The 23,830-nt window shown below is 56.4% G+C and carries 20 protein-coding genes (1 of these 20 cut by a window edge); 12 read left to right on the top strand and 8 right to left on the bottom strand.

Going from position 1 to position 23,830, the window contains the following annotated elements:
- Positions 1–204: 204 nt before the first annotated feature.
- On the top strand, positions 205–3,651 hold the full coding sequence (locus tag ACZ46I_RS11675) for a pyruvate carboxylase (RefSeq protein WP_464280895.1): 3,447 nt from the start codon (positions 205–207) through the stop codon (positions 3,649–3,651).
- A gap of 73 nt (positions 3,652–3,724) precedes the next feature.
- Here the strand turns inward: ACZ46I_RS11675 and ACZ46I_RS11670 are convergent, their stop codons facing one another.
- The 3 genes from ACZ46I_RS11670 to ACZ46I_RS11660 are packed head-to-tail and all read right to left on the bottom strand — an operon-like array spanning position 3,725 to position 7,538.
- Complete coding sequence (locus tag ACZ46I_RS11670) at positions 3,725–5,686, bottom strand: sensor histidine kinase (protein WP_464280894.1); 1,962 nt, start codon at positions 5,684–5,686, stop codon at positions 3,725–3,727.
- 1 nt (position 5,687) lies between these two features.
- On the bottom strand, positions 5,688–6,020 hold the full coding sequence (locus ACZ46I_RS11665; RefSeq protein ID WP_013505689.1) for a hypothetical protein: 333 nt from the start codon (positions 6,018–6,020) through the stop codon (positions 5,688–5,690).
- 18 nt (positions 6,021–6,038) lie between these two features.
- Positions 6,039–7,538: a methyl-accepting chemotaxis protein gene (locus ACZ46I_RS11660; RefSeq protein ID WP_464280893.1), complete on the bottom strand. Its 1,500-nt coding sequence runs from the start codon at positions 7,536–7,538 to the stop codon at positions 6,039–6,041.
- A gap of 98 nt (positions 7,539–7,636) precedes the next feature.
- Here ACZ46I_RS11660 and ACZ46I_RS11655 point away from each other — a divergent pair.
- A protein-coding gene (locus tag ACZ46I_RS11655; RefSeq protein ID WP_464280308.1) for an IS5 family transposase occupies positions 7,637–8,474 on the top strand; the annotation gives its coding sequence in 2 pieces (ribosomal slippage) (positions 7,637–8,041 and positions 8,043–8,474; 837 coding nt in all).
- Positions 8,475–9,033: 559 nt separating this feature from the next.
- Here the strand turns inward: ACZ46I_RS11655 and folD are convergent.
- Complete coding sequence (gene folD, locus ACZ46I_RS11650) at positions 9,034–9,921, bottom strand: bifunctional methylenetetrahydrofolate dehydrogenase/methenyltetrahydrofolate cyclohydrolase FolD (RefSeq protein WP_013505691.1); 888 nt, start codon at positions 9,919–9,921, stop codon at positions 9,034–9,036.
- A 187-nt stretch (positions 9,922–10,108) separates the two neighbouring features.
- Here folD and surE point away from each other — a divergent pair, with 187 nt between their 5' ends.
- A complete protein-coding gene (gene surE / locus ACZ46I_RS11645) occupies positions 10,109–10,855 on the top strand; it encodes a 5'/3'-nucleotidase SurE (protein ID WP_013505692.1) in 747 nt (248 codons plus the stop codon).
- Between the two features lie 735 nt (positions 10,856–11,590).
- Here the strand turns inward: surE and ACZ46I_RS11640 are convergent.
- The 3 genes from ACZ46I_RS11640 to traF all read right to left on the bottom strand — a co-directional run bounded on the left by ACZ46I_RS11640 (position 11,591) and on the right by traF (position 13,840).
- Positions 11,591–12,412 carry a hypothetical protein gene (locus ACZ46I_RS11640; protein ID WP_464280892.1) on the bottom strand — a complete coding sequence of 274 codons (822 nt, stop codon included), beginning with the start codon at positions 12,410–12,412 and terminating at the stop codon, positions 11,591–11,593.
- 109 nt (positions 12,413–12,521) lie between these two features.
- Complete coding sequence (locus ACZ46I_RS11635) at positions 12,522–12,689, bottom strand: hypothetical protein (RefSeq protein WP_464280891.1); 168 nt, start codon at positions 12,687–12,689, stop codon at positions 12,522–12,524.
- Positions 12,644–13,840, bottom strand: a complete 1,197-nt coding sequence (traF, locus tag ACZ46I_RS11630) for a conjugal transfer protein TraF (RefSeq protein WP_464280890.1) — start codon at positions 13,838–13,840, stop codon at positions 12,644–12,646. The genes ACZ46I_RS11635 and traF overlap by 46 nt, the downstream gene beginning before the upstream one ends.
- Positions 13,841–14,083: 243 nt before the next feature.
- On the opposite strand from traF, the gene ACZ46I_RS11625 reads away from it, so the two are divergent.
- Positions 14,084–15,694 carry a CYTH and CHAD domain-containing protein gene (locus tag ACZ46I_RS11625; protein ID WP_464280889.1) on the top strand — a complete coding sequence of 537 codons (1,611 nt, stop codon included), beginning with the start codon at positions 14,084–14,086 and terminating at the stop codon, positions 15,692–15,694.
- Positions 15,691–16,740: a lipid-A-disaccharide synthase gene (gene lpxB, locus ACZ46I_RS11620; protein ID WP_464280888.1), complete on the top strand. Its 1,050-nt coding sequence runs from the start codon at positions 15,691–15,693 to the stop codon at positions 16,738–16,740. Before ACZ46I_RS11625 ends, lpxB begins: the two co-directional genes overlap by 4 nt.
- Here lpxB and ACZ46I_RS11615 read toward each other — a convergent pair.
- A complete protein-coding gene (locus tag ACZ46I_RS11615) occupies positions 16,706–17,098 on the bottom strand; it encodes a nuclear transport factor 2 family protein (RefSeq protein ID WP_464280887.1) in 393 nt (130 codons plus the stop codon). The two genes, lpxB and ACZ46I_RS11615, sit on opposite strands and share 35 nt — an antisense overlap.
- Before the next feature lie 137 nt (positions 17,099–17,235).
- Here ACZ46I_RS11615 and ACZ46I_RS11610 point away from each other — a divergent pair, with 137 nt between their 5' ends.
- The 7 genes from ACZ46I_RS11610 to ACZ46I_RS11580 all read left to right on the top strand — a co-directional run.
- Complete coding sequence (locus ACZ46I_RS11610) at positions 17,236–17,709, top strand: nucleoside deaminase (RefSeq protein ID WP_464280886.1); 474 nt, start codon at positions 17,236–17,238, stop codon at positions 17,707–17,709.
- A gap of 107 nt (positions 17,710–17,816) precedes the next feature.
- Complete coding sequence (locus ACZ46I_RS11605) at positions 17,817–18,617, top strand: hypothetical protein (protein ID WP_464280885.1); 801 nt, start codon at positions 17,817–17,819, stop codon at positions 18,615–18,617.
- Positions 18,618–18,770: 153 nt separating this feature from the next.
- Entirely contained in the window at positions 18,771–20,018 is a 1,248-nt protein-coding gene (locus ACZ46I_RS11600) for a hydrogenase small subunit (RefSeq protein WP_013505700.1), read from the top strand.
- A gap of 19 nt (positions 20,019–20,037) precedes the next feature.
- On the top strand, positions 20,038–21,750 hold the full coding sequence (locus ACZ46I_RS11595; protein WP_226508911.1) for a nickel-dependent hydrogenase large subunit: 1,713 nt from the start codon (positions 20,038–20,040) through the stop codon (positions 21,748–21,750).
- A gap of 13 nt (positions 21,751–21,763) precedes the next feature.
- The gene (gene cybH / locus ACZ46I_RS11590) at positions 21,764–22,483 is read left to right on the top strand and encodes a Ni/Fe-hydrogenase, b-type cytochrome subunit (RefSeq protein ID WP_464280884.1); all 720 of its coding nucleotides are present in this window, start codon (positions 21,764–21,766) and stop codon (positions 22,481–22,483) included.
- A 67-nt stretch (positions 22,484–22,550) separates the two neighbouring features.
- On the top strand, positions 22,551–23,105 hold the full coding sequence (locus ACZ46I_RS11585) for a HyaD/HybD family hydrogenase maturation endopeptidase (protein ID WP_013505703.1): 555 nt from the start codon (positions 22,551–22,553) through the stop codon (positions 23,103–23,105).
- 2 nt (positions 23,106–23,107) lie between these two features.
- Positions 23,108–23,830, top strand: the 5' end (the start) of a protein-coding gene (locus ACZ46I_RS11580; protein WP_464280883.1) for a hypothetical protein. 1,092 nt of this gene lie beyond the right edge of the window; 723 of the gene's 1,815 nt are visible here — the first part of the coding sequence; it begins with the start codon at positions 23,108–23,110; the stop codon falls past the right edge of the window.

The raw sequence follows: 23,830 nt of genomic DNA, 5'->3' as shown, positions 1-23,830 counted from the left end.
GGATGCCGGCAGATAAGTATCGATGTATTTAATGGCGAATTTGCGCACTTCGTGGCAGCATGGTGGAGTTCACGGTAGTTTTTCTGCGATTTATCGTTTGACAAACGTTGTTATTTTCTCTAATTGTATTGGTGTATGGGGAAAACTGGCACTCCGCCCTGATGGTCGGGGTGCCAGTAAAACACGCAAAATCAAGAGGGAAAAATGAAACGAACGATCAAAAGACTTCTGGTTGCCAATCGCGGGGAGATTGCCATCCGGGTATTCCGTGCCTGTACTGAACTTGGCATTACCACCATCGCCATTTACTCCAAAGAAGATCTGCTGAGCCTGCATCGCTACAAGGCCGATGAGGCATACCTGGTGGGTGAAGGCAAGGGGCCCATAGAGGCGTACCTGGATATCGACGGGATTATCGCCCTGGCCAAGTCCAAAAATATCGACGCCATCCATCCTGGCTACGGATTCCTGGCAGAAAATGCTGAGTTCGCCCGTAAATGCGAAGAGAATGACATTAAATTTGTCGGCCCCAGGGCCGATATCATCGAGAAGATGGGTGACAAGGTTACGGCGAAGAATATCGCCATTGAGGCGGGTCTGCCCGTTATTCCCGGAACCGCTAAGCCCATTAAGAACCAACAGGAAGCTTTGCTTTTTGCCAAGGAACACGGATATCCCATCATGGTCAAGGCAGCTGCCGGTGGCGGTGGTCGCGGCATGCGGGTGGTGCGCTCCAAGGATCAGCTTCTGGAGAATATTGAGTCCGCCAAAAGCGAAGCTCTGAAGGCGTTCGGCAGTGACGCGGTCTTTCTTGAGCGGCTGCTGGAGCGTCCGAAACACATTGAGGTGCAGATCCTTGGTGATGAACACGGCAATATCGTACACATGTATGAACGGGATTGCTCCATTCAGCGTCGACACCAGAAAGTTATCGAAGTTGCCCCCTGCCTGACACTCAGCGATGTCCAGCGGAAAGCCATCTGCGATGACGCCGTGCTTCTGGCGAAAAAAGTCGGCTATATCAATGCCGGTACGGTGGAATTCCTGGTCGATCAGACCGGCAAACACTACTTCATTGAAATGAACCCGCGCATTCAGGTTGAACACACGGTCACGGAGATGGTGACCGGCTGGGATATTGTACAGGCTCAGATTAATATTGCCAGAGGCCTCAGCATGGATGCGCCGGAAATCGGCATCAAGAGTCAGATGGATATTAACCTTCACGGATACGCCATTCAGTGCCGCATTACCACAGAAGATCCCACCAATAATTTCCTGCCAGACACAGGGCGAATTACCGCCTACCGCAGTGCCGTTGGCTTCGGCGTACGCCTGGATGCGGGCAGTGCCTTTGAAGGCTCGGTGATATCACCCCATTACGATTCGCTGCTGGTGAAGGTGACTACCTGGGGCAAAACCCTTGACAAGGCTGCCCGCAAAATGCACCGCGCCCTCATGGAGTTTCGGGTTCGCGGCGTGAACACCAACCTGCTCTTTCTGGAAAAAGTGGTGCGCGATCCCCGTTTTCTGCTCGGAGAAACTGACACGGGCTATATCGAGGACAGCCCCCACCTCTTCCAGTTCCGTGAGAAGCGTGACCGTGCCACGAAAACCATCAGGTATATCGGTAATATTGTCGTCAACGGCACCGATGGGATTCCCAAAGGCAAGCCAGCCGGAGTGACTTTTCTTCCCCCGGTGGTACCAAAGACCGCTGGAATGACGGTTCAGGATGGTACCAAGCAGATTCTCGACCAGCGTGGCCCGGAAGGCCTGGCCAAGTGGATGAAGGAGCAGAAGCGCCTGCTCTTAACCGACACGACCATGCGCGATGCCCACCAGTCGCTTTTTGCCACGCGCATGCGCACCCGTGATATGACACGCATCGCCCGTGCCTGCTCCGTACACATGCCCGAGATGTTCAGTTATGAAATGTGGGGCGGGGCGACCTTTGATGTTGCCTATCGTTTCCTCAAGGAATCTCCATGGGAGCGCATGGCGCAGCTGCGTGCAGAAATACCCAACACTCTCTTCCAGATGCTGCTGCGCGGCGCCAATGCCGTGGGATACACCAATTATCCCGACAATGTGGTTCGTGAGTTCATTCGCATTTCTGCCCGCGAAGGGATGGATATCTACCGCATATTCGACTCCCTGAACTGGCTTGACGGCATGAAAGTTGCCATTGAGGAAGTCGGAAAAGTCGGCAAGGTCGCCGAGGCGTGCATCTGCTACACCGGTGATATTCTCGACAAGAAACGCTCCAAGTATGACCTGAAGTACTATGTCACCATGGCGAAAGAACTGGAGAAGATGGGAGCCCATGTACTGGGCATCAAGGACATGGCTGGCCTGCTGAAGCCCTATGCTGCCACGGAGCTGGTGAAGGCGCTCAAGGACGCCATTGATATTCCCATCCACTTCCACACCCACGACACCAGTGCCAATGCAATCACGACCGTGATGAAAGCGGCAGAAGCTGGCGTCGATGCTGTCGACCTCGCCATGGCCAGCATGGCGGAGCTGACCAGTCAGCCTTCTCTGAACGCCATTCTCTACGCACTGCAGGGCACTGAACGCGATCCGGGCATTGATATCGCCCAAGCCCAGAAAATATCCAACTACTTTGAAATTATCCGCGATTATTACGCGCCCTTTGAAAGTGGCCTGAAGGCGGGAAATGCGGAAGTCTATGAGCACGAAATCCCCGGTGGCCAATACTCCAACCTCCGACCCCAGGCCATATCCCTTGGACTTGGCGAGCGCTTCGACGATATCAAACGCAAGTACGCCGAGGTCAATGATATCCTGGGCGATATCGTCAAGGTGACCCCGTCCTCAAAGGTTGTCGGCGACCTGGCCCTCTTCATGATCCGCAACAACATCGAGACAAAAGAGCAACTGGTGGAGCGCGGAGCCAAGATGGGATTCCCGGACAGCGCCGTTTCCTACTTCAAAGGCATGATGGGGCAGCCCATGGGCGGTTTCCCCGCCGACCTGCAGAAGGTCGTTCTGAAAGGGGAAGAGGCTATCACCTGCCGGCCCGGTGAACTGCTTGAGCCCGTTGATCTGGAAGGTCTGCGCAGAACCATCAGTGCGAAGTTCAACTTTGAAGCCAGTGACATTGATGCCATCAGCTATGCCCTGTATGACCGCGTTCTTGAAGATTACTTCAGACATGTGGATGAGTATGGCGATGTCAGCGTCTTTGACACTCCTGTTTTCTTCTATGGACTGGATATTGGCGAACAGGTGGAAATTGAGATCGAAGAGGGCAAAACCCTCGTGGTGCAGCTGATCGCCATCGGTGAACCCAACGAGAAAGGGTACCGGCCCGTGCGCTTTGAACTCAATGGTGTGGCGCGCACGGTGTACGTCAAGGATAATGAAGCGTCCAAGAATGTGGTTAGCCGTGAAAAAGCCGATCTCGCCAATGCCGGTCACCTGGCGGCGTCCATGCCCGGCAAGGTCTTCAAGGTACTGGTCAAGGAAGGTGACAGCGTGAAGAAAGACCAGGCGCTGGTGATCACCGAGGCCATGAAGATGGAGACCAAGGTGTCTGCCGGGAAGGCCGGCAAAGTCAGCCGTATACTGGTTGGTGAGGGAGATGAAGTGGATTCTGGCGATCTGCTGGTCGTCGTGGAATAAACCAACCGCTCGTGTTGCGAAAAACACAGCCGCCATGGCACTCGTGCCATGGCGGCTTTTCTCTTCTAGATTCTCAGAGCTCTATGCGAAATTCCGCACCCACCTCGGTATTGCGCACTCCAAGTTTTCCCCCCATGCTCTCTTCAATGATGACCTTGGACATATAGAGGCCGAGCCCAGTGCCGGAGCTGGTGGACTTGGTGGTGAAGTATGGTTCGAAGATATGATTCACAAGGTGTTCCCTGATGCCACCGGCATTGTCGGCAATGGTGATGACCGGCCTGTTGTCCACATGGAAAAGCCGGATGTCGATGAAAGGACGCTCCACGCCACGGCTTATCAGGGCGTCACGGGCGTTGTTCAGGATATTCATGATCACCTGGGAAAACTCATTGAGGTAACCCAGAATGGTGTCATCCTGCCCCTCCAGATAAACCTCAATGTTGTGGGAACGAAGTCCCGGGCTCAGCAGGAAAAGGGTTTCCTCCACCGCTTCACGCAATGAGAAAAAGACCTTGTCCTTGTCGGGTTTGAAAAAGTTACTGAAATCATCAATGGTGCGCGACATAAAGCGAATTTGCTCCAGGGAGGGAATGATCGCCTCCTGAACCGTGGCATTGTCGATGCTGCCGGCTGATTCCGCTTCCATCTGCAGGTCCTGAATGTGCAGGGACACCGCAGTCAGAGGCTGGCGCCACTGGTGGGCTATGTTGGCGACCATCTCCCCCATGGTTGCCAGCCGTGATTGATAGAGCAGCAGCCGCTCTTTCTCCCGCACGGCTTCCACTGCACTGGCAATGCGGTTTTCCAGTTCCTCATTGAGGTGCATGAGAGCCTGTTCAGCCGATTTACGTTCAGAAATATCCTGTGCCAGTCCCACCACGATATTTGAGGAAGCGCTCATGCTGCCGTCGGCTTCGCGAAAGCGCAGTCGTCCGGCAACCACAGAGAAGTAGCCGTGGGAGCCATCGGGCCGCAGAAAGCGGTATTCAAAGGCGTCCTGGTAGGTGTCATTGGTCCGGTTCTCCCTGGCATACTGCAGTCGTTGCTGGAGCAATGGGATATCATCCGGGTGCACATAGCCTTCACTGTAGGCGGGAAGCGTTGTGATCAATCGCTGCTGGCTGCTATCGGGGTAGCCCATCAGGCTCAGGTGGAACTCATCAAGGCGCAGTTCCAGGGTCTCCAGGTGAATGCTCCAGGTGGTGATGCGCCCCAGCTGCTGGGTCTGTTTTAAAAGATGTTCGCTCTTGCTGAGCTGTTCCTGACGCTCCCGCAGCAGCAACTGGGAGGAAATCTGCTGGTGGCGGAAAAGGGTGTGGCCGATGGCGACGACCAGGGCAAAGGTGAGGGCCAGGGCAAAACCGGCAATGCCAGCGCGGCGCACATGGGCCAGCCGGGTTTTCAGCTCCCGGTCATTGATGTCGACACCCACGATGCCGTGAAAAATACCATCCTGGTCGCGGAGCGGGGCGTAGGCGCTGAGAAAAGTGCCATATTCATCATCATGGAGCTCGGGCTCCGAGGCGACATGCTGGCGGGAGAAAGCCTGGTGCAGCGTAGGTGATGGATTTTCGTAGACAACGAAGAGGCTGCCGTCCTCAAGAAGATCTCTCTCTCCAATGGTTCCAAAGACATCTGTACTGCGGGTGTCCAGCACAAAGAAGATAGTATGGTCTTGCCGTATGGCGGTATAGACATATTCGAGGCTGGGGAACTGCTGATGAAAACGCACCAGGGGCTCCAGGAGCTCATGGTGCAGGTCGCTGCCGGTCTGTTCCGGTGAGCGCAGCAGTGCGTGGCGCTGTGGATCGATGACGGTGGCGGCAGCCTGGGCCAGCCTTTCCAGATCTTTGCGTTCACTTGCCAGAACGGCCTCGTAGGCCTTGAGGTAAAACCAGCCGATGCTGACGGCGGCGAAAAGAAGGATGAGGAAGGAAAGAAAAAAAGACTCCCAGCGTATCTGCGCCTGCCGTCTCTGGGAGGACGAAGAGGTTCCGCCCATGGCGATGCCTGACCCGCGGGAGTCTGTCATATCAGTTTTCGAGCTGGTGGCTGTTGTCGGAAGCAGATGAAGATTTCTCCTGCACGCGGAACATCTCTATCAGTTGGAAGTCGTTGAGAAGTTGCCACAGTCGATGGTCGCTGATGGTCATGGAGACCTTCACTCCCTCTTCGTTGATGATTTTCATCAGAAAGCCAATAACGGTAGAGGTCATGGAGAAGGAATCTTCGATGATCAGGTGAATGGATTTCACGCCGCCACGCAGACACTGCTCCACACTCTCCCGAATCATCTGGGAATGGCGGATGCTCTTTATATTCCCGGTAATCACCAGCGTGGAAGAGTCTTTTTTCTGGATATCCATAAAGTACTTTCCTTTCCGTTACATTTTAAAGCGCTGGAGCATGGCCAGTTGCGTGTTGGATTTCTCCGCCAGGGTGATGGACACATCGGTGATGTTGTCTCCGGCGTTCTTGTTTTCCTGGGAAAGCTCGAACATTTCACGCATAATTTCAATAAGATCTTTGGTCTTCTTGGCGATGAAGGTGCTCTTGCGCACCAGTTCCGAGGAGGACTCCACGGTGTTGCGCAGCTTGTTCTGGGTGACTTCCGCCTGCTGCATCAGGTCCTGGGAGCTGTCGGCAATGCCCAGGATATTGGTGGCCACCTGGTCGACCTCGCCGTGGATACCATTGATGCTGCGGGTAATGCTGTTGATGATGGAGCGGATCTCGCCCAGGGAGCTCTGGGTTCTTTCGGCCAGCACGCGAACCTCGTTGGCGACAACGGCAAATCCTCGCCCCTGATCTCCGGCGCGGGCTGCCTCAATGGAAGCGTTCAGCGCCAGCAGGTTGGTCTGGTCAGCCACATCGGAGATAATGGAAAGGACATCTTCAATCTTGCTGGCCTCCTGGTTCAGCGCCTGCATCTTGCGGGCCATCTCCTGCTGCGCCTGGCTGTCGTGCAGGATCTGATTGTTGACCTTTCCAAGATCGCTGATCAGCGAAGTCAGCATCTTGTAACCATCTTCAAGAACTTCGGTGGAGGTGACGGCCAGCTCTTCGGTAATATCGAGGTTTTCTCCCACTTCACTCACGAGAGTTCCCGTGCGCTCAACCAGCTCAAACTGCTGGCCGATGTTGCTGGAAAGCGATTCAGCCGTCGCGGAAAGTTCCTCACTGGCAGTAGCGGTCTCATGGGAGCCATCAGTGGCTTCGCGTACGATCTCCTGGGTCATGTCCAGGAAGCGGTTCATGGCGTCATTGGCCTTGGAGATTTCGTCAGCGCCGAACACCGGAAAACGCTGCGTCAGGTCACCATCGCCTTCAGCCAGATCCAGGAAGGCGTCCTGCATCTTATTCAGGGGCCGCGTAATGGCAATGGCAATGGCAATGGCACATATCATGGAGAATCCAGCCAGAACCGCTACGACAGCGCTGGTGCGCAAAAAGGCAGTCCACTTGGCAGCATGCAGATTGTCCCGGGGCAACAGATTCATGGTAACCGCCGCCAGGCGACCCCGTCCGTCGTTCATGGGCAGGTAGGAGACGTTATAGGATGTGTTTTCAATGGTCAGAATACCAAAGGCGACTTCGCCACGTTCAACTTTCCTGAGAGCCTCGGCAGGGATCGTGTAATCACCACTGAACCCCGCAATCGTAGAGGCGTTGATCCGGTTATTGGCGACAAAGGCCACTTCCGTGTTGGAAATCTCCGCCAGGGATCGGGCGGTGTTGGAACGCAGGTAGCTGCCCACTTTTATGGTGCCCACGATCTGCCCCTGGTAGTTCAGGGGCATTACGGCGTCCATGGCCATCTCACCAGTGGTGATGGAGACGGTCAGACCATTGCTGGCTCTTCCCTGCAGCGCGTCGCGCACCATGGGCACCGCCGACTTAGAACTTGTCCATAAATAATCATTGACCCGAGCAATGTTTCGCTGTAGAATGATCCACAAAAGATCATTCATGGCGGTGATTTATGTCTAAAGTGCAATCATGGGAAGTTTCAGATGCCTTCTGGCAAAGAGTTGAGCCTTTACTGCCAATCCAGCAAAGAGATCCTGACAAGATCTACAAGCGCAAGCCTGGTGGTGGGCGCAAGCGACTTGACCCCAGGAAGGCGTTTTCCGGCATTGTCTATGTGCTGCGCACCGGTTGTCAGTGGAAAGCGATACCCAAGGAGCAGTTTGGTTGCGCCAGTGCAGTGCACAAGTACTTCATTGAATGGAGTAAGGCCGGTGTATTCGAAGCTATTTGGCGTCAGGGGCTGGCTGAGTATGACGAGATGGAGGGGATAGCTTGGGAGTGGCAAAGCATAGATGGCGGAATGTACAAAGCTCCAATGGCTCTTGAAACCGTAGGGAAGAACCCGACGGATCGGGGAAAAAAACGGGAGCAAGCGTCATGTCCTGGTGGACGGTCGTGGCGTCCCGTTGTCCATCGTCGTAACCGGAGCGAACCGGCATGATGTGAGCCAGCTTGAAGCCGTTCTTGATGGCGTAGTCTTCGAGAAGCCTGCAGAGCAGGAGCAGCATCTTTGCGCAGATTGTGGCTACAAGGGAAAGCCGGCGCTCAGCAGCATTCTTCAGCGCGGATACATACCCCATGTAAAGCAGCGAAAAGAAGAGATCGAGGACAAGAAGCGTGACCCATCAAAGAAGGCGAGGCGCTGGATAGTGGAAGCATCTATTTCCTGGTTCAACCGTTTCAGGAAGATTCATGTGCGCTTTGAGAAGCTTGAGGTCACTCACTACGGATTGACGTGTCTCGCGGCGGCGATAATCACATACAGGAAAATCGGCGTAATTTATGGATAAGTCCTTATTGTCGCCGCTGCGGCCAGGATTGTGACCGCGCAGGATCACAATCCCCTGGTCGTCGGTAACTTCCAGAGTGGCAATGGTCGGGTCGTTTTTCGCAAGGGACTGATAGTCCTGGGTCAGGAGGCGCTCAAGGGTAGCCGTGTCGCTGAAGGCCGTGGCCGTGGCAATCTCATGCTTGCGGGCGTGAATGTCGGCATAGGTGGTTACCCGCTCCTGCAGGGTCTGCAGGGCAGCGGCTGTACTGGTGGCGGCATTCTTGATGATGATTTCATAATCATCTTCAATGGTGGTGTGGGTGGCCAGCATGACCAGACCCACCATAACTACAGCCACAGAAGAGACCATGGCCACAAAAAAAGCGATCAGCTTGAACCTGATGGTGAGATTGGGAAACAGATACCATGGCCGCCTGTGAGTGATGTTCATCGGAGATTTCCCCTGCCTGAACAGAGTCAGCTGTTTCTGATGAGCCTGTGATGCCAAAAGTCCCCCCTTGTATGACTGCACCGCCATGACCGTGCCATGGCGCCCTCGAGTAAGTCGGACAGTTCGTTTATGCGTGCGCCAGTTTCGCGCTCTTGACCGTGTTGTACATCAGCATGGCAATGGTCATGGGCCCGACACCGCCGGGAACCGGCGTGATGGCGGATGACTTCGGTGCCACCTCGTCGTAGGCCACATCACCCACCAGTCGATAGCCCTTGCTGTTATCAGCGTCTATGCGATTAATGCCGACATCAATGACCACAGCGCCCTCTTTGACCATATGGGCCTTGATGAATTCCGGCTTGCCAATTGCGGCCACCAGGATATCCGCCTGGGCGCAGACCTCTTCCAGGTTGCGGGTCGCACTGTGGCAGATGGTCACCGTGCTGTTGCAGCCCATATTGGAGCCCGAGTCCTTCTGCAGCATCATGGCCGCCAGTGGTTTGCCGACGATATCGCTTCGGCCCACAATCACCGCGTGCTTGCCGGTAGTCTCAATGCCCGTGCGCTTGATGAGCTGCACCACGCCATGGGGCGTACAGGGCAGGAAGCGTGGCGCTCCGATCAGGACGCGGCCGACATTGTCTGGATGGAAGCAGTCCACATCCTTCTGTGGCGCGATGGCATTGATCACCTCGCTCTCATCCAGGTGGTGGGGCAGTGGCAGTTGACACAGAATTCCGTGGATCTGTGGATCGTCGTTGTACTGCTGCACCACGGACAGCAGCTCTGCCTGCGAAGTGGCAGCGGGCAGAATGGAAGACTTGGAGAGGATGCCGATCTTTTCGCAGGTCTTCTGCTTGCTGCCGACATAGACTTTACTGGCAGGGTCGTCGCCCACCAGGATAACCGCCAGGCCCGGCTGGATGCCTTGACTTTTCAGCGCGGAAACTTCTGCGGACAGCTCGTCCAGTATGGTTTGTGAGAGTTTTTTACCATCGAGAATAGTTGGCATGTGAACACCTTGTGAATGATTTTACGCACGTGGCCAAATGAAGGCAACCGTGCGTAATGTATACAGAATATTACCGTTTAACGGTACAAAAATCCATAAGTAATTACGCCCAGTGAGAATGTAACAGGGGCGCTTGCATCTGCCATTGTAGCGAGGTACGCTGCGGGTAATACTCCAGGAGGCATCTATGCATATACTGATAACCAATGATGATGGCATTTTCAGCTGCGGGCTCCAGGCTCTGGTGGATATTTTTGCTCCGGGCAACGAAGTCACGGTGGTGGCGCCGGACACGGAACGCAGCGCCATCGGGCATGCCATTACCATTTCTACACCATTGTGGACGGAAGACGTTGAATTTCGCGGCGCAAGCCGCGCCTACAAGACCACCGGCACCCCGGCGGACTGCGTGAAGCTGGCCCTGCGGGGCCTGGGAATCAGACCCGATATGGTTATCAGTGGCATCAATAAAGGCCCCAACTGTGGCAGCAACATCATCTATTCCGGCACCGTCTCCGCTGCCACCGAAGGCCTGCTGCAGGGCATACCCTCCTTTGCCGTCAGTGTGGACGACTACCGCAAACCCAATTACAACGCGTGTCACGGTCACCTGCGTTCCCTGGTGGAACGACTGTTGCCCTTTGACACCGGACGCTTTCTCTTTAACATCAACCTGCCCTCCACAGACGCCGATCGCATACAGGGCGTGCGCATTACCCGCCAGGCCGTCTCACGGTATCGCGATGTCTTTGAAAAACGCCACTGCCCACGCCAGCGGGAGTACTGGTGGCTGACCGGAGAAGAACTGGAGCACGAATCCGCAGAGGAAACCGACTGGGTTGCCATGAAGCAGAACTACATCAGCGTGACCCCCGTGCAGTTTGATCTGACGGATCATGAGAGTTTTCAGGTGCTCAGGAACAATGGATTTTAATCTGTGCGCGTACAGTAAGGCGCTGATTGCCTGATGTCCATTTCGACGAAACAGACTGAATAGAGTAACAGGTTTTGGTGTGTGTTTTGCTACTTTGGACCCGCCCAAAGTAGCTGGGAAGCGGCCCCCAGTGCTGCCCTTTTCAGCCGTCCGCTTGCCTGGAACTGGGGACCGCAAACAACCGCCCTCCGTGGCTTTTGGTTTGCGGTTGCCGCCCTCGTGGCGTCAACCCTGCGGGTCCATAGCGTTCCAGTCTTCGCGTCCTGGCTGGGCCAGCCCACGGGGGAGAGACAGAAACAGGCCGTTCCCCCCTGAGCCCGTCCGGTGAGTGCGACGCCTGGCTGGCAAGACCCGAAGGGACACTCACAGGAAGTGAGTGGTCCGGCAGCACTGCAGGGAAGCAGGGGTCAGGCAACGCAAAGAGGCCCAGGTGCAAGGCGCGGGCAAAGCGAGGAGCGAGGCGTACCTCCCTGTACGTCGCAGTGACGAGCGATGCCCGGCAACGCAGCAGATGGGCCTCTTTGAGCAGCCTGCTGCCGGATCTCCAGAACAGGCGAGCAATGACCCGGAAAAACGGGCGTTCGGGGGGCGCGTTTTTGTACACTTTTTGCGCGGTCAAAAAGTGTAATGCACCTGTTCAAGATGAGTATGGAAATGTGTGACTCGCTGATCAGGAACAGCAGAGTTTCGGTTTCCTGTCAGGACCGTTATGCAGAAGAAAAGTTCTTCTGTTAATCAGAAATACCACAGCACTTGTACTCCCCAGATATCCTGGTCGCTTTCGGGCTGATAGGCGGGGTTGTCAAGCCAGGGTACATCCACGGGCTTGGAGGCGGAGAAGCGGTAGGAGTCGTAGTAGAGGGATATGGCGTAGCGGTTGCGTCCGCTTTCATCTACCCGCACGCTGGTTATCCGTGCAAAGGTGGAGCTCAGGCGTCCTGGTGAAAGCTGGGCACCTTCAACGTATTCGTTGGTATAAAAGGGGTACTTAATGCCCATGCGCCCGTGGAATCGCCATTGGGGTGTCATATGGGCCAGCCCCACCGCGAATCGGGAGTAGAGGATAAAGTACTCCTCCAGGTAGCCACTGGCTCGAACGGTGTCGCCGGTGGAGGTGGTGACGGTAGTACTCTGGATATCCCGTTCCCACATCTCCAGGCCGCCGCCCAGCAGCAGATCGCCATAGAAATCTCCCAGCTCCTTGCGGTAGCCCAGCAGTCCATCATAGCGGTTGCCGAAGTACTCCGTGGTGGAGGTGGCGGGATCGCCGTCCATGGTGGCTCCGTCGTAGTCCACGCTGCCGAAGTAGAAGCGCCCCTCCAGAGCCAGCAGGGGTCCTTCGCCGGCATGGGTCATATTGTCCCACCCCAGGGCCAGGACATGGCGCAGACCACTCTCCTCCAGGAGCTTGCCGCCGCCGTGGTACTCTTTCCAGGTGTAGTTTTCCAGGCCGTAGGACAGGGAAAGCTGGTGGGAAGTCGCCCAGGAAAAAGAAAACAAGCACAGTATTGACAGTGTCAGGAGTGACAGGAATCGCAGGAATTTTGCCGGTGCCATGGTAACCTCCCGGTGGGCAAAGAATTCAGCCTGTCCAGAATATACCATGGACAGGCTGAATGGAACGATAAATGTGCTGGTCAACGATCGGCTGTATTGAGCTGCCTGCTCAGAAGGTCACTTCCAGGCCCAGGTTGAACATCACCGCCCGGGGGACGCTGTCGCCGTCGGCACTGTCAAGGCTGTAGGCCAGGTCGAGGTTCAGGGCCTTGAAGAGGGTGACACCGCTGGTCAGGAAGCTGAGCTCTTCGCCCGCCAGGTTTTTGCGGTAGCCCACGCGGAAGCCGGGAATCCACCAGCTCTGGGTGGCGTAGGCGGCGCTGAGGGCATCCACTGGTAGTCGTCGCCCACCAGGTCGGCAGCGCTGTTGAGGTCAAGGCCCGCACCCAGTACCCAGTTGCGGCTGGCGGTATAGAGGGCGCCCTCGGTGCGGATCTGGCGCTCCAGCTTACCCTTGCCGATATACCCGTCGGGGGTATCGAAGCTGGGTTCATTGAAGTTGACCAGGGTGGCGCCGACGCGGTAGTTCTCCGCTGCCCAGATCACGCCCACGTCGAGGCCGAGGCTGGTGCTCTCCACCAGATTGGCGTCCATATTGTCGCGGATGGCGTCGATGGCGTCGTCTTCATCCTTGGTGGAGACGGAGACATAGGAGAATTCGGCGTTGTAGTGCTTCAATCGGCCACCCACATAGAGGATGCCCTTTTCGTGCTCGTAGGCGCGGGCGCTGTAGGCCACGCCCAGCTCACGCAGCATGCCGCCGTGGATGCTCAGGGCGGCATCAGTATCGATAATAAGGGCCCCTTCAGCCTGAAGGGCTGCAAGGTCATCTAGAGTAATATTCTCAAGGTCTGCAATCAGGTGCGAGAAGTTATCAAAAACGATAGCTGGAGCATCGGGGTTGCCGTCCTGGTGGACAAACATTTTGCCCTGGCCGGAGAAGTTGGCGTCAAAGGTCAGGCTGCCGCGCAGGGTGTCAAAGGTGGCGATGACGGGCATCAGGGGGGCGTGGGCCGAGAAGCCGAACTTCACATAGCCTTTTTCGTGGGCGTCGGCGAGGAAGGAATTAAACTCCTCTTGTAAGCGAGTGGTTTCATCCAAAGCATCTAGCACCACTGGCATATCATCGATCGTGCCCGTAAGGTTGTATTCTTGGAATTCATAATCCATGAAGTCTTCCAGCTGGTCCATCATGTCTTCCACGTTGCCCACTTCGATGGCGACGCCCACGGAACCCAGCAGGCCGAAGCGAAGTCCGCGCTTCTCCGCGGCGGCGCCGGCAGCGGGGTTGGCGGTGGTGGACATGATGGTCTGGGGATTGCTGATATCACCAAAAGTCAGGTTGGGACCGGACGGATGGAAGTGGGGAGCCGCCAGGGCTGAGAAGGGAAGCAGGGTGACGAGCAGGGCACTGCTGATGCGTTTCATTGGGATAACCTCCGTGAGTAGTGGGCGCAGCTCCTGATTCGCATTCAGGGGCTGGTCAGAAAAGAAATGCGATGATTTGGACCAGCGCTATGGTACATTTATGGGACGTTAGGGGTTTTTTGATCTTTGACGCATTCCGTTGATATGGTGAAAATATAAAAGCGTTTCGGGACACTGTCAACGGATACTTTGCGTGCAGATAAACACCGTGTTGCCGTAACCATGACTTTACAGGGGAAGCAGATGAGGTTTTTTTCGCCGTTTTCCGGGAATCTGTTTGTTCTTCGCCGTCACTCAAGCGCGCCGGAGATGGAGGCGTTGCTGGCGAATTTTTTCCATCTGGGCGCCGTTGAGGTTGCCGATTGCGATATTCAGTGCTGCGATACTTTTGACTGGCGGTTGTGGAGGGCGGGCTATCACCTGCAGGCGGTGCAGGAGCACCAGGGCTTTGGGCTCAGCCTCTGGCACGATGCAGGCCAGGTGGGCACTGCCGATATATCGGGGGTGATGCCGCGCTTTGCCGAGCAGTTTGCCCCGGGTGTGCTGCGCAGGCGTCTGCGGAAGCTCGCGGGAAATCGTGCTCTGCTTCCCTTTCTGTCCGTGGAAGGTCGCCAGAACTGCTGGCAGCTGCGTGACGAAGACGGAAGCGGCGTTACCCTCGCGCTGATAGAGGCCGAACTGGAGTTCGCACGGCAGGGCGAGGCGCGCCGGGCTGCGGGGATTTTTCTGCAGATCGTTCCCCTGGAGTCCTGTTCGGCTGAATTTTTGCGGCGGGTGGTGACAGTGTGCTGCTCTTTACAGGGGGTGGAATCCCTTGATGGTGGCCTGGTGGGTTTTGGTATCGAGGCACTGGGGATGGTTCCCGGTGATTACCAGCCATGGCAGGCGCAGCCTTTCGATGCCTCCATGGAGTCGGCTCCATGCGTGCGCTCGATACTCGGCCAGTGGGTGGCGGTGATGGTGCGCAACGAACATGGCATGGTTCATGATCTGGATGCGGAATTTCTCCACGACTACCGCGTCGCTCTGCGTCGCCTGCGTTCGCTGCTGCGCTCCATGGGCGATGTGCTGGACGCGGAGGTTGTCCAGTCGCTGCGTGCTGACCTGGCCTGGCTCAGCAGCCGCACGGGCCTGGCAAGGGATCTGGATGTCTTCCTTGAGTCCCTGGAGCCGTTGCAGCGCCAGCTGCCCCCGGGGAGTGGGGAAGTGTTGCTGTCACTGAAGTCGCTGCTGTGGCACAAGCGTCGCCGCGCCTATGGATCGCTGCAGCGGCTGCTGAGTTCCGCCCGTTACGCGCGTGTTCTGGATCGACTGAATTCGCTGGTGCTTCGCGAGGACGACCAGGCTTCATTGATGACGGCGGCTATGGCCGATATTCCCATCAAGCAGCTGGCGGATCTGTGTATTGGTGATGCCCTGGCGCGTTTACTGAAGAAGGGTGACAGAATCCGGGCGAAGAGTTCCGACGAGCAGCTGCACGAGGTGAGGATTGCCGCCAAGCGGCTGCGCTACCTGCTGGATATCTTTCCCTCCCTGTACGGGGGCTCTGGCTTTGAGCGGGCGGTGCGCGCGCTGAAGGAGTTGCAGACCTGCCTGGGCGAATTCAACGATGTTGCCGTTCAGCTGCAGGCTCTGGAAGAGTACGCTGCGCAGATGTACCGCAGTCAGGCTGAGGGCGGCTACCGGCTGTATATGGCACTGGGTTATCTGCAGGCGCTGCTCCATCAGCGTAGGTCGCACTGTCGCGGGGAGTTTGCGCGGCAGTGGAAGAAGTTTGCCGACAACCGTGTTCAGAAGCACTTTTCTGCTATGCTTGGCGATATATTGAAAAAACGAGATGGGGAGGATACGTGAAACTTCTGGTCAGTGCTCTGGAGCCTTCGGCCAATGTGCATCTGGAACGGCTGATGTCCCAGCTGCCCGGTGTGGAAATTCAGGGGATTTTCAGCGATCACCTGGGCAAGCCGCTTATCGACAGCCGGGAGTTTTCGGTGATGGGCTTTGTGGACGCCTTTGCCAAGATTCCCTTTGCCCGCAAGGCCATCGATATGATGACCCGGCAGGCTCCCCTGCATGATGCGGTGCTGCTGATCGACTCTTCGGGGTTTCACATTCCCCTGGCAAAATCCATCAAGAAGCAGCATCCCCATGTGAAGATCATCTACTACATCCTGCCCCAGGTATGGGCCTGGCGGTCGGGCAGGATTCCCGTGGTGGAGGCGGTGACCGATGTGCAGGCGTCGATTCTGCCCTTTGAGGACCAGTTCTGGAAACATGCCCATTATGTGGGGCATCCACTGATGGAGGAGATTCGCACCTGGAAGAATGACGTCAGTCAGGGCAGTACCGTGGCGTTTCTGCCGGGCAGTCGCCGCAGCGAGATCGGCAAGCTGATGCCGGTGTACCGTGAGGTGGCCGCCAGCCTGTCGGGGCGCAAGTTGCTGGTGATTCCACCCCACTATCGAGAGAATGATATTGCCGAGATGTACGGGGATTTGCGGGGGTTCGAGGTGGCGCGTTCCACCCACGAAGCTTTACTGGAGGCGTCCTTCGCCTTTGTGTGTTCGGGCACGGCCACCCTGGAGGCGACTCTGATCGGGACGCCCTTTGTGCTGGCGTACCGGGCCAAGGCGCTGGACTACTTCCTGGGGCGGCACTTTGTGAAGCTGCCCTATATCGGGCTTTCCAATATGATCTTCCACTTCGCCGGGCGACCGCCCATTCATCAGGAGTTTCTGCAGGACGAGGTGACAGCGCAGAACCTTCTGAATGCCATGGCGCAGATCGATGGCCAGGATTTTCTGGAGCGCTCCAGGGAGATGCGCGCTCTGTTGCAGGTGACGCCGGAGCACAGTCTGTCCCAGGTTATTGAGCGTCTGGTGCGGGAAGGTCGGGCATAACCGACGAGTGGTGGTCGACGATGGTCCATACGCCACTGTGCAGACGCAGCGTAAAACTGTAGCGTCCCTGGGCGGACTTTGACTGGCCATTTTCCGTCCAGCTGAAGGTGAAGCGGCCGGAGCAGGCGGCGGAGTTTTCCCACTGACGCGTGTGCGCGGGGTGGAGGACAATACGGGGCTGCTCTTTGGTGAAGACCGTGGCGAAGTAGTCCCGGATTGCGTCGGAATCCTGGCGCAGGGTGGTGGAAAAGGTTCCCCACAGGGTTCCCCGCTGTGGGTCATAGGTTCGCACCAGGGCTTCGATATCCTGGCGGTTGAAGGCGTCCTGCCAGTGGGACAGGAAGTGTTCCGGCTTCATGGTTGCCTCCTGTGCGTTTTTGCTCCATGGTAGCAACTCGCGGGGCCTGGGGCAACGCCTCACATGGGGGGTTTCCGCTGCCTGTCAATGGGCTATACCAAAGTCAAAGGGTGCGAAATTTCAGGAAGGAGCTGTGTGTGAGTGACCATCGGGTATATATGGAGCAGGCCATTGCCATGGCAAGGCAGAATATTGATACCGGAGATGGCGGCCCCTTCGGGGCGGTGATCGTGCGGGATGGGCAGGTTGTCGGTCGGGGGCGCAACGGGGTGACCAGTAGCCTGGACCCCACGGCTCACGCTGAAATCGTGGCGATACGCGACGCCTGCGCCAATCTGAAAACTTTCCACCTTGAGGATTGTGATATATACACAAGTTGTGAGCCCTGCCCCATGTGCCTGGGGGCCATTTATTGGGCGCGGTTGCGTGCCATTTACTACGCTGCCAACCGTCAGGATGCGGCCAGGGTGAATTTTTCCGATGAGTTCATATATGAGCAGATTGGCGTAGATCCACGCTTTCGGGTGATACCGGCGCGTCATGTTGAGCATCCGGCCGCGCTGGAAGTATTCCGGCTCTGGCAGGACAAAGAGGACCGGATCGACTACTGACGCGCATTCTGTGTTGACAATTGTCCGTATTCTCGTATTTTTGATTCTTATCTCCTCTTGAGACACGGATGTGCAGTTCACCGCATGGAAGCGCGTGAGGATGCTTCATGGCGGTTCAAGGTGTCGCCCACTCCCATGCATCGTTGGTTGATGTCTCCCGCAGAAAAGGGCCCCTGGCCTCCGGCGGGGGAGGCACTGCTGTTGGCGAAGACGCTTCCGGAGCCACGGATTTTGCGGAACAGGTTGAGATTCAGCGTCATGGCAGTCGCAGCGCCTCCTTCTTTCGCCTGGTGCTGGAGGATATTCAGGAGGGCCTGAACCTGGTGCGCATGGCAAAGGAACGCATTGACGGTCAGGAAGGTCTGCAGAATTCCCTGTTGCGCCTGTACAGCGTTTCCTCGAAGGCTGCCGCTGGCCGGGAACTGGTTCCTGCTGATCGTCAGCGCATCAGTGAGGAGCTGACATTTCTGCAGAGTTACATTGGCCGGATTGCCGGGGAGAACACCGATATGGGCTCACGGGTGATTCCGGTAGTCGATTCCAGCCATGGCGGTATTGTGGACTCCTTTGTGGTGCACGCGCAGTCCCTGCGCCTGGAGCCTTTGGTGAGCAGCGAGGGAAATGCGGTTTCTGCTGCGGAGGTTGCGGAGTTTTCACAGCGTTCTCTGGAGCGGGTTGCCCGTGAATATGAGCGGTTGCACGAACTGGAGGAGCGGGTGGTGGCTTCCCTTGACAGTGCCCTTGAGTCCTTGCGTCTTTCTGTTGCCCTGGAGGGACCTGGAATTGTTCGGGATTTCATACAAAACGCTGTTCGAAATTCAGAACAATTCCGTCAATTGCTTCTGGATGCCTCTAGACTTGATGCCGGACGCGTTATGGCCCTGGTGACTCCTTCACTCTCCAATTGACTTTTTCTGCAATGAACCCCTATTTTATACCAGCTGGTAAAAATATTGTCAGTTTACCAGGCGTGACTTGTATTCTCACCATGCGGGGATGTCGGTTCAGAACGGTGTTCCCGTCCGTTGAGTAATCAATAGAGAGATGCGAAGGAGTTGATTATGGTCAATGCAGGAGTTTCCAAGCATACGAGAGGGGAAGAAGGGCAGCGCCGTAAACTGGACGCTCAGGCGGAAAAACGCCTGCAGGAACTGCGCGCTATGCCTTCATTGAAAAGTGGCCCGACTTTCAGTGAAAAGCTGAAAGAACGGGGTATTTCACGTCGTCAGTTCATGCAGTGGGCGGCCACGATTACCGCAGCGATGTCTTTGCCGGTGACCTTTACCCGCCGCGTTGCGGAAGCAGCGGAGCTGCTGGATCGTATTCCGGTCATCTACCTCCATATGGCGGAGTGTACCGGGTGCAGTGAGAGTCTGCTACGCACCGACTCTCCTACCCTTGAATCCCTTATCTTTGACTACCTTTCCCTGGAATATCATGAAACCATCATGGCCGCATCGGGCTGGCAGGCGGAAGAGAACCTTGAGCGCGCCATGGATGTGCATCAAGGGAAGTACATCCTGATGGTGGAAGGCGCTGTGCCGGCTGGTCGCGACAGCTTCTACCTGACTATCGGTCCCCATGCCCACACCGGTGAGTCCATTGTGAAGAAGGCAGCCGATGGCGCGGCCGCTGTGATTGCCGTGGGCGCCTGCGCCACCTATGGCGGTATTCAGGCTGCCCGTCCGAACCCCACCAATGCCCGCCCGGTCAGCAAGATCATCAGCAAGGCCGTCATCAACATCGCCGGCTGTCCTCCCAGTGAATCCAATATTGTCGGAACCATTCTCCACTACATCCTCTTCGGGACTCTTCCCGCCCTTGACTCCTTCGGACGCCCCCGCTGGGCTTATGGCATGCGGGTACATGATATGTGCGAACGTCGGGGTCGTTTTGATGCTGGTGAATTTGTGCAGCGCTTTGGTGACGATGGTGCCCGACGCGGTTACTGCCTCTACCGTGTCGGCTGCAAGGGCCCCTATACCTTTAACAACTGTGCCATTGAACGCTTCAATCAGCATACCAGCTGGCCGGTTCAGGCGGGTCACGGCTGCATCGGCTGCAGTGAACCCAACTTCTGGGATACCATGGCGCCTTATGAAGAGCCCCGCAAGGATCACCTGTACTCTGGTGTCTTTGGTGGAATGGGCGCCGATGCCACGGCTGACAAGATTGGCATTGCCCTTCTGACGGCCACGGCGGTGGGCATTGGTGCTCACGCTGTCTACTCTGTTGTGCAGGGGAACTTCCGGAACCCCAAGGTTCTTGACCATGAAGATGAAACCAAGACCTCTGCGGACAGTAAATAAGATTTAAGGAGCACGGAATATGTCAAGACGTATAGTGGTTGATCCCATCACGCGCATTGAAGGCCACCTGAGGGTGGATGTGGTTATCGACGATAACAATACCATTACCGATGCCTTTGCCAGCGGCACCCTGTTCCGCGGTATTGAGGAGATTCTCAAAGGCCGCGATCCCCGCGATGCCGGTTTTATGACCCAGCGTATCTGCGGCGTCTGTACCTACTCCCACTACAAGGCGGGTATTGAGGCGGTCGAAAACGCCCTGGGGATCATTCCCCCCTATAACGCCCAGCTGGTTCGCTCGCTCATGGGTATCGCACTCTTTATGCACGATCACCTGGTGCACTTCTATCATCTCCACGGCCTCGACTGGTGTGACATCACCCAGGCACTGGCGGCTGATCCCCGCAAGGCGTCGGATCTGGCGTTCCGCTACGCCGAATTCCCGGTTTCCACAGGTGCCGATGAGCTGAAAGCGGTGCAGGCCAAAGTGAAGACCTTCGTGGACAAAGGCCACCTGGGTCCATTTGCCAACGCCTACTGGGGCCATGGCACCTACCACTTCACCCCGGAGCAGAACCTGATTGTTCTCTCCCACTACCTGAAAGCGCTGGAAATCCAGCGTACGGCTGCCCAGATGCTGGCCGTATTCGGCGCCAAACAGCCCCATCCCCAGTCCCTGACCGTGGGTGGAGTTACCTGTATCATGGATCTGGAGAGTCCGGCTCGCCTGGGTGAGTTCCTGACCCGCTTTGAGGAGACGGCCGACTTTATCCGTCGCGCCTACTATGCCGACGTGAAGATGGCGGCTGAGGCCTATGTGGGTGAGGACAGTGTCCTCAAGGGATGCAACATCAAGAACTTCCTCTCGGCGTCCCAGTATCAGATCAATCGCACCGAGACGATCTTCGACAGTGGGTATATACTGAACGGCGACCTGAGCCGGGTCTATGAGGTTGATGAGCAGATGATCACCGAAGAGGCCACCCACGCCTGGTATCGGGACAATGCTCCGCTGCACCCATATGAGGGGAAAACCAACCCCAACTACACCGGCTTCCAGGATGGCGATACCGTAAATGGACGGGCCAAGATTCTCGATGGCGATGGCAAGTACACCTGGGTCAAGGCACCTCGCTACGATGGCAGGCCCATGGAAGTCGGGCCGCTGGCTCAGATGCTGGTGGGCTATGGCAAGGGCAACCCCCGCGTGCAGGGCATCGTCAATACCTTCCTGCAGGAAACCGGCCTGCCCACCGAAGCGCTCTTCAGTACCCTGGGCCGTACGGCAGCCCGCATGCTGCAGACCATCCTCATGGTGGATTGCGGCAAGGAGACCTTCATGAATCTGATAGAGAACCTGAAGGTGGATCGCGAAACCTGCGCGCCGTACTCCATTCGCAAAGACCGTGAATATCGCGGCAGCTTTAGTGGTGATGTGCCCCGTGGCGCGCTGAGCCACTGGGTCAGTATTAAGAATGGTGTCATTGATCACTATCAGGCCGTTGTCCCTTCCACCTGGAACGCCAGCCCCAAGGATGCCCAGGGGCAGTCCGGCCCCTATGAGGCCGCGCTGATCGGAACCCGCCTGCAGGATCCCACCAAGCCCCTGGAGATTATCCGTACCATCCACTCCTTTGACCCCTGTCTGGCCTGCGCCATTCACGTTATGGATGTGAAAGGAAACAGCCTGGCTCAGTACAGGGTTGATCCGCAAACCGGCCTTTCTTCGTAGAAGGGGGGAGACCATGGCAACAGCGACAAAAAAAGTGAAGAAAAAACTGCTCTACAGTGATGAATTTGACCGCCAGTACCGCTTTTCGGCGGAAATTCGCTGGGCGCACTGGATACGGGCACTGGTAATCTTTGTGCTCATTTTTACCGGTTTCTATCTGGCCAGCCCGTTCATCACGCCAGCGGCAGTGGATGAGCCCATCAAGTTTCAGAACGCGCTTTTTCGCTTCTGGCATATGGTGTGCGGTTTTATTCTCATGGCCATAACCACGTTTCGGGTGTACCTGTACTTCTTTGACGCCCGTTCACGCCAGTATGAGTGGGCGTCCATGGAAGATGCCAGGCATATTACCTCCTGGATACGCCAGATCAAGAGCTACCTCTACCTGGATCAGTTCCCGAAGCGCGGCATGTATGGTCCCCTGCAGAATGCCTCCTATCTGATCCTGATGCTTATTGTGATCGCTGAAGTGGTTACAGGGGCCATACTCTACTCCCATGTGTACCACAATGGCATGGGACACTTCTTTGGAGTGATTTTTGGCCCCCTGGAGTACCTGATGGGTGGTCTGGCCAACGTGCGGAATATTCACTACATCTTTATGTGGTGCATTATCATCTTCATACCGATCCACATCTATATGGTGTTCTGGTATGCCAACCGATATCCGGGCAGTATTGATGTTATCTTCAGCGGGAACACTTTCCGCCCCCATGACCCGGAAAAAGACTGAGTCTTTTCCGCTACCGCATGACAGGGTGGGGCCCAGGCCCCACCTGTTTTTTTTGGAGTAAACCTGTATGAAAATACTGATATTGGGCATAGGGAATATTTTACTGGGTGATGAGGGAATAGGAGTGCAGGCGGCCATGTGCCTGCGTCAGAACCTTGAGTTCATTGGCCCCCATGAAGTTGACATCCTGGACGGGGGAACTCTGGCGCACCAGCTTATCCCCACCATGGCGCTGTACGACCACCTGGTCATCATTGACGCCATTCGCGCCGATGACGTGGCGCCGGGAGAGGTCTATTTTTTTGATATGGATCGCGTCCCCACCGGAGTAACCTGGAAGAGTACCGTGCATGAAGTAGAAATGCTGCAATCCCTCTCCATGATGGAGCTGGTGGGTGACCGTCCCCAGACCTTTGTGCTGGGAGTTGTTCCCCTGGAAATAACGGGTCTTTCCTTTACGCTGTCACCGGCGGTTACGGCAGCCTATGGGGTCATTGAGCGCACGCTGACCGAACATCTTGTCGGACTTGGGATGGATGTGCGCAAAGTTCAGCACCATCCCGTCGAAAAGATTGCCGATGTACTGCGTCAGCGCTGGGAAGAAAATGAGGGAGTGAAGTGACCATGAAGGTTCTGGTATTTGACTTTGAATATGTTTCCTGGAACGAAGTGCTGGAAAAAAGTCTGCTGCGCTGTGCTGAAAGTTTTGGACTGACCTGCCATCTGGAGCGTTGCGGCACTACCGTCAGCCTCTATGTGCAGGCCACCCAGGAAACGCTGGCGGAGTTTGCCGATCTGCTTGGGAGTCAGGTTCCCCTGTCACTGTTCCTGAAATCTGCCGCAGTGCGCGAGGTGCAGCAGCTGCCGGCTTCATTATCGGTATGGCGAAGCCAGAACCCCCCCGCTGTTGACATGCCCTTTTGTCCCCAGTGTCTTGAGGCCTTCAGTGATCCCGCTTCCGATGCCTATGCCAATCCCTTTCTGAGCTGCGAAATCTGTGGATATGCGCGGCGCATCCAGCAGGTTCCCGCAGCGCTTGTGCTGGAAGGGGCTGACGGGCAGCTCGCCCAGGCGAACAGGGGCCAGGCTGTGCTGGACCTGGTGCGCGACGCGGTTGACCAGCTTCTGGCAAGGCAGGTCATGGAACTGGATACCCTGAGTGGCCGGTATTACCTGTTCCTGAACCACGAAGCCGCTGCGCGCACTGGTGAAGAGCCCGTACTGCTCTTCAGTGAAGCACGCTTTGTGGATACCATGGTGTTTCCCCATGAAGGGGCATTCCGGGCAATGGCCAGCCTTGAAAAGCCACTGGTGCGGCTGGCGCTGTTGCCGGAATACCGTGAACGC

The organism is Desulfurispirillum alkaliphilum (assembly GCF_055378285.1).
This window is presented reverse-complemented; position numbering and strand designations above follow the sequence as displayed.